At 63.2% G+C, this 6,443-nt stretch carries 5 protein-coding genes and 1 pseudogene; 2 read left to right on the top strand and 4 right to left on the bottom strand.

Translation table 11 applies throughout. The annotated features are described in order from the left end of the window. Positions 1-721: 721 nt before the first annotated feature. Positions 722-1,933, top strand: a pseudogene (locus tag Q9R27_RS18415) (IS110 family transposase). 237 nt (positions 1,934-2,170) lie between these two features. Here Q9R27_RS18415 and Q9R27_RS18410 read toward each other — a convergent pair. Then, positions 2,171-2,728 (bottom strand): TetR/AcrR family transcriptional regulator, encoded by a 558-nt coding sequence (locus tag Q9R27_RS18410; protein WP_311253862.1) that lies wholly within the window; start codon positions 2,726-2,728, stop codon positions 2,171-2,173. A gap of 399 nt (positions 2,729-3,127) precedes the next feature. Between Q9R27_RS18410 and Q9R27_RS18795 the strand changes: the two genes are divergently transcribed. Next, complete coding sequence (locus tag Q9R27_RS18795) at positions 3,128-3,385, top strand: hypothetical protein (RefSeq protein WP_397220128.1); 258 nt, start codon at positions 3,128-3,130, stop codon at positions 3,383-3,385. On the opposite strand, the gene Q9R27_RS18400 is transcribed toward Q9R27_RS18795, so the two are convergent. From Q9R27_RS18400 to Q9R27_RS18390, 3 genes are all read right to left on the bottom strand, one after another. Continuing rightward, positions 3,382-4,242 carry an enoyl-CoA hydratase-related protein gene (locus Q9R27_RS18400; protein ID WP_311253861.1) on the bottom strand — a complete coding sequence of 287 codons (861 nt, stop codon included), beginning with the start codon at positions 4,240-4,242 and terminating at the stop codon, positions 3,382-3,384. The genes Q9R27_RS18795 and Q9R27_RS18400 overlap by 4 nt on opposite strands. Positions 4,243-4,378: 136 nt before the next feature. Beyond that, positions 4,379-5,575 (bottom strand): CoA transferase, encoded by a 1,197-nt coding sequence (locus Q9R27_RS18395; protein ID WP_311253860.1) that lies wholly within the window; start codon positions 5,573-5,575, stop codon positions 4,379-4,381. Positions 5,576-5,577: 2 nt separating this feature from the next. Then, positions 5,578-6,354 (bottom strand): enoyl-CoA hydratase/isomerase family protein, encoded by a 777-nt coding sequence (locus Q9R27_RS18390; RefSeq protein WP_311253859.1) that lies wholly within the window; start codon positions 6,352-6,354, stop codon positions 5,578-5,580. Positions 6,355-6,443 lie beyond the last annotated feature (89 nt).

Genomic DNA, 6,443 nt, shown 5'->3' with positions numbered 1-6,443 from the left:
GCCAGCGACAGGCAACTCCGCCACATTGATGCGTTAACCAGGCACCTCGACCTGTCCTCCCCGGAACGATCAAGGAACCGCGAACTTGAAACATCCCCTCTCGACCTGCCCACGAAGGTTCGACCCTGGCCACCGTCGACCAGCGGCTCCGTGGCCGGAGCCACGTGCACCAGTGCGCGGGCGATGCCCAGCCCGATCCCGCACCACCCGTAATGACGGCCATCCGGCAATCTGGCCGTACAGCTAGTTTCTATGTCGCGTAAAACAATGCCCCCAATCGCTTCTCGCCCTGAAACCAAGCATCGCTACCGCCATCGCGCGACAACTCAACAAGCGGGGTCGACAGAACACCCCGGTGGCCCAGTCGGAGATCCCGGCGCCCTGTGCGCACCGCGGGCGCCTCGCCTGCCCGCGCGCCGCAAGGTGAACGACACAGTTTCGGTTCTGGGCGACCCCAGTGTCGTCCTGAGTGCATCCGCCGATGGCTACGAGAGCGACCCACTTATCCCGGATCCGTAAGTTGTTGGGTGGCCCGGGAGGGTCGGGTGTGGCTGAGCCTTGATCGTCGTTGTTGTGGCTCCGGTGGATTGACCGCCCGGCTCCTCCGGGGGCGCCTTGGCTGCTGATTGAGATGCGCGTTCTGGTCGCTGTTTACGGATCCGCCGGCGAGGAGTTCTTCGGGCCGACGATGAAGTTCAATGGTTCGAAGGGAGCGATGGGAATGAAGCCAGTCCCGCAAGGCTGGGCAGGAGTCGACGTCGGCAAGGGACACCACTGGATGTGCCTGAACGCCGAGGACGGAACGACCCTGTGGTCGAGCAAGGTCATCAACGACGAGACCACGATTCTTGAGGCCATCGGCGAGGTCTGTTCTCGCGCCGAGCAGGTCACCTGGGCAGTGGACGTGACCGGCACGATGTCCGGGCTGCTGCTCGCACTGCTGGCCGCCCACGACCAGACCGTCAAGTACGTGCCCGGCCGGGTCGCGAACAAGATGGCCGACACCTACCGCGGCGAAGCCAAGACCGATGCCCGCGACGCCTACGTCATCGCCGAAACGGTCCGCCAGCGCGGCGATCTGACCGAGGTCGAGGTCGCGGCCACGTTGGTGACTGAGTTGAAGTTGCTGGTCACCCACCGCACCGATCTGGTCGCCGACAGGGTCCGTCTGGTCAACCGACTCAGGGACACCCTCAGCGGCTAATTTCCTGCACTGGAGCGGGCTTTCGACTACGCCCACAGTCGTGGCGCGCTGGTTCTGCTGACCGGCTATCAGACCCCGGACGCGATCCGCCGCATCGGAAAGTCGCGGCTGCTCACATGGCTGGCCAAGCGGAAGGTCCGCAGCGCCGGCCAGGTCGCCGCCGACGCCACCGATGCGGCTGCGGCGCAGCACACCGTTGTCCCTGGACAGGACGTGGCTGCCTCGATCGTCGCCGATCTGGCCGCCCAGTTGCTGGCGATCGACGAGCGGATCAAAGACGTCGACGCGCGGGTCACCACGACCTTCCGCGCCCATCCCCAAGCCGCGATCATCGAGTCGCTGCCCGGCATGGGACCGATCCTCGGCGCCGAGCTCATCGCCGCGGCCGGCGACCTCAACGGCTACGCCAACGCCGGCCGGCTCGCGTCAGCCGCCGGTCTGGTCCCGGTCCCGAAGGACTCCGGCCGACGCACCGGGAACCTGCACCGACCGGTGCGCTACTCCCGCAAACTGCGTCGAGTGTTCTACCTGTCCGCCAACGCGGCGATGATGCGCGAAGGACCGAACCGCGACTACTACCTGAAGAAGCGCAGCGAGGGCGACAAGCACGTCCAAGCACTCATCTGTCTGGCCCGCCGCCGCGTCGATGTCCTCTGGGCGCTGCTGCGCGACAACCGACCCTTCGAGCTCACACCGCCGTCGCGGAATGAACTGCCTGCAACGGCTTGACAAAGTCATTGAGAATCCGTAAACAGCGACCAGAACGCGCATCTCAATCAGCAGCCAAGGCGCCCCCGGAGGAGCCGGGCGGCCAATCCACCGGAGCCACAACAACGACGATCAAGGCTCAGCCACACCCGACCCTCCCGGGCCACCCAACAACTTACGGATCCGGGCTTATGGGGAAGCCAGGGCGCATATGTCGCGAGGAAGACCATTCCCCATGGCTTCGCGAAATGGTTTGCCTCAGTTCAGTTGGCGCTCGATAAGCTTTTCAAGACCATCCATAGCCGCAGCGAGATCGAAATTCGGATCCAGTTGGCGCTGAAGGCCGAGCCCAAAGATGGCACCATTGACGACCGAAGCAATCTGATAGATCTCATCGCCTTTCTCCGCGCCCGCGGAGACGAGTACGTGGACTGCTGCCTTGCGTCGGTTGGCAAAGAACTGCAGGTAGTGGTCATGGACCGGACCGTCCTTGGACACGGCCTCGGTCAGGAGCATGTACAGCATGGCTGCGGCGGGAGTGTGCATCCATTCCTTAACCCGCTGAAACAGTTCCCGCACGCCCTCGGGGCCGGCGCTCTTGATGGAACCCGCAGGAATGAATTCATCGATCGCTCTCTCCACCACGGCAATGAGGAGACCGTCCTTGTTCTCGAAGTGCCATGGGATTGAACCCCGGCTGATCCCAGAGAGCTGGGCTATGTCGACGAAGGACGTTCGCGCGAAACCTTTCTGCCCGAAGAGGATCTCAGCGGCGTCCAAGATCCGGCGACGGCTCTCGTCGCCGATCTCGTCCATGCGACTCTTTCGTAGGCTCATCCTGAGATCCTCTCTGCTAAACTAGACACACTCTATGCTACGCACCACCGACTCTGTCGATCAGGCATCGAGTATGAGACGTTGTGCCGATACGTCATAGTCGCGTGCTGGTCGGGTGCCCCAGCGGTGTGGTCCATGCCTGGCGGAGGAGTCGTCGGACGATGATGGCGGCGTTGGCCGTGCGGTGAAGGGGCGATCACGTGGCACGTTTCTCGGTCCAGTAGGCGAGTTTGTGGAGGCTGCGGTTGTGCCAGGAGTCGGTGCGCTCCACGACCCGGCGCGCGTCGGCTTGGAGCGGGGAACCTCTTCTTGCTGATCATCCCTTTGCGGCGAAGTTCATCGAGGAACGAACCGGGTCGCCTTACCGTCGTAGCGGCCGTGGCCGAGCACGGCTACCCGGACGAGCTTGTCGAACACGATCCGGTCGCTGATGCGTGGCCAGTGACAGCCCAGCGGGTGGGCCTCGACATGTTCTGGGATCAGCGCGACGAACTGGTCTCCAGCAGTTCGATGATGAAGATGGCAGGGCAGGCACGAGCACCTCGGGAAGAAGCTGAATCAGATACCACTTCCTCCACCGGGGCCGTGCCTGTTTTATGGACCGACACGCAACTCCCTAGTTGGCGCAACCTCTAATGCCCAATGCGGGCGAAAACAGCGGGCCTCTTCTCAAGGTATGCCTGCCACCCTTCCTTGATGTCATCACCTTCGACAGCTTCGCCGAGCAGTTTCCTAGAACTGTCGGACGACTCTCCCAGCGAATCGTGTAGGTCGCGATAGACCTGCTGCTTGATAATGGCGAGAGAGGTCGGAGAGCAGTTCTTTGACAGATCACGAACGTAAGCGGCAGCAGTTTCCAACAGATCACCAGCCGGCACTGTGACGTTCACCAAACCCAGGCGCAACGCCTCATCCGCAGCGACTCGACGCGACGAAAGCAATAGGTCCAGCGCCGGAGCCGTGCCGATCAGACGCGGTAACAACCAGCTGCTAGCACCCTCTGCAACAGTCCCCCGCTGCGAGAAAGACATCGAGATGAAGGCGTCGTCGGCCATGAAACGCAGGTCTGCCCACAAGGATAGAACGGCGCCCATGCCCAGCGCTGGACCATTGATGGCGGCTATCACGGGCTTGCGAAGGTTCAGCATGTAGTCGAACGGGCCAGCGGGGTCGTCCGACGTCGTCAACGCTTCGTCAGCGTCCGCAGTCATGTGACGCAGGTCGTCCATCCTCAGGGCCTTCAGGTCCCCACCCGCACAAAAGGCACGACCTGAGCCCGTAACGACGACGCCGACCACGTTCTTGTCTGCCTCGGCGCCCAGCATCGCCTCACGAAACTCGTGAGCCATCGTCGGCATCCACGCATTGAGTCGCTCAGGACGGTTCAGTGTGATGACTGCAACCGGGTCGGTGACCTGGTACTGGATCGTTTCGTACTGAGCAGTCAATGTCGTGTCCTTGGTCGTGTAGTTCGAGCGATGCTTACTTGCCATAGGCACTGCTGCGCCTCATGGTGCCGTGCAATTGTCGGCCAGTTCGAGTTCTAGGCGAACGGCATCCTTTCGGTGAACCGCGCCGCGACCGCAACGCTAGCATAGTCTATGTTGAGCAACCAATGATCTGATCATTTCACTCCCGGGACCGTACTTCCGCACGTTCTTTCAAGACGTCGCGAGTGTGTTCGCCCAGGTGCGGGGGAGGCTGACTGGATCGCGGCTCCTCCCCGTCGAACCTGACCCCCAGCGGCAGATAGCGCAGAGTTCCTTCACTGGGATGCTCCAGGGCGTATGTAACTGAGCCAGGACCCCGTTCGGCGAGCATCTGCCGGGCATCGCCAATAGCGGTGGCGGGGATGTCCAGTCGCTTGAAGACCTCCAGCCAGTTCGCGGTGGTGCCGGTCGGCATTAGCCCCTCTACAATCTGATATAGAGCACCGATGTTCTCGGCCCGCGCGGCCACATCTCGGAAACGCGGGTCGTCCAGGAGTTCGGACCGTCCAATGTGGCCCAGGAACTTCTCCCAGTGGGCGGGCGTGTAGATGGTCACGCTCAACCATCCGTCGGACGTGCGGTAGGGCCCCCGGTTCGGGGACGTAATGCGAGGATAAAGCGAGGGGCCTAGAGCCGGTTCGAACGTCTCCCCACCCAGGTGCTCGATGAGGGCGAATCCCGTCATAACGTCGAGCATCGGGATCTCGATGGCAGTTCCACGGCCATGAATGTCACGGTGCCGCAACGCGGCGAGAATCATCATCGCCCCCATCATTCCGCTGGTCTTGTCCGCCAGCACTGTTGCGACATAGGTAGGCTGACTGCCTAGGGAAGCCTGGACCGAGAGCATTCCCGAACTGGCTTGAATGATGTCGTCGTAGGCGGGAACGTCCTCAGCCCCAGAACCCGTCGCATAGCCTTGGATGGTGCACAACACCACGGAGGCGTGCCGTTCCCGAACCGACTCGGGTGCCAAGCCAGCACGACGAGCAGCCGCCGGCCGCATGTTGTGGATGACGACGTCGCTTGTCGCGATGAGGGACTGCAGATCATCGCGTCCGCACTCCGAGCGCAAGTCCAAGACGACGCTCTGCTTGTCGGCATTCAGCGCCAGGAAGAGACTGGCCATCCCCGTCGTACGTGACGGACCGATCCGCCGGGTGATATCGCCTTCGGGAGGTTCGACCTTCACCACTGCAGCGCCCAACTGTGCCAAGAGCATGGCGCAGTATGGCGCCGACATCGTGGAGCCGACCTCCAAGACACGAAGTCCCTGCAGCGGCTTCGAGACACACCCGCTTGAAGCCCTTTCGGCGTCCGCGTGCTCCCGGTCCATGCTCAGCGCCCCATGAAGTGCGGCGGCCTACGCTCCGCGTCGGCGCGCACGCCTTCGCGAGCATCCTCGGTCTGGAAGTGCTGATCCTGCTCGGCTCGCTCCCGACTCGTCGCCACCCCCACCGCTTCACCGAGATGCCCACGCAGCGTTGCCTTGATCGACCTCACGGCCAAGGGTGCGTTGGCCGCGATCTGGGCGGCGAGCTCCTTCGCTGCCGTCAGCTCGCCCCCGACAGGCGCGAGTCTGTCGGCCAAGCCCATGTCGAAGGCTTCTTTGCCGCCGATACGGCGACCGGTATAGAGCAGGTCGAGTGATCGTTGATGGCCCACCACGAGCGGCAAGGTGACAGAGAGCCCAAATCCAGGGTGAACGCCCAGCCGCGCAAAGGGGGCAGAGAACCGACTCGCGGCCGACGCCACGCGAAAGTCACATGCCAGCGCGAGGCCCAAGCCGCCGCCAATGGCTCCGCCCTGCACAGCCGCAACGATGGGCAGCGGCGACTCGAACAGGCGCGTCGCAGCATCGTAGAGATGCAGTTCATCGGGACCGGTGAGCGCGGCGCCCGAGACTCCGTCGACAAGGTCGGCGCCCGCACAGAAGTGCTTACCGACCCCGCTGAGCACGACCGCGCGAGCTCTCCCGGAGGCGGCCAGCTCATCCAGCGCGGCGGCGATGGCACCGATCATCTCGGCAGAGAAGAAGTTGTTCCGACCCCGGGCGAAGAAGACCGCGCCAACGTGGTCATCGGATACCTCTGTGTCGATGGTGAAGTCAGGCATACGTCCCTCGTGAGTATTCGTCTCTGCTGTCGGTGTGCGGCCCCTACGGGCTGGCAGTCGCTTTCTGCGGTGAGGGAGCCGGTCCGACC

Source organism: Nocardioides sp. AE5, assembly GCF_031844485.1.
GTDB lineage: Bacteria > Actinomycetota > Actinomycetes > Propionibacteriales > Nocardioidaceae > Nocardioides.
Note: the sequence above shows the minus strand (reverse complement) of the source record. Positions and strands in the feature narration are given on the sequence as shown.

Bases quoted from the DNA above. Each gene is read 5' to 3' on its own strand.
- Q9R27_RS18410 (WP_311253862.1), bottom strand. From the start codon at position 2,728: ATGGACGAGATCGGCGACGAGAGCCGTCGCCGGATCTTGGACGCCGCT.
- Q9R27_RS18400 (WP_311253861.1), bottom strand. From the start codon at position 4,242: ATGGCAAGTAAGCATCGCTCGAACTACACGACCAAGGACACGACATTG.
- Q9R27_RS18395 (WP_311253860.1), bottom strand. From the start codon at position 5,575: ATGGACCGGGAGCACGCGGACGCCGAAAGGGCTTCAAGCGGGTGTGTC.
- Q9R27_RS18390 (WP_311253859.1), bottom strand. From the start codon at position 6,354: ATGCCTGACTTCACCATCGACACAGAGGTATCCGATGACCACGTTGGC.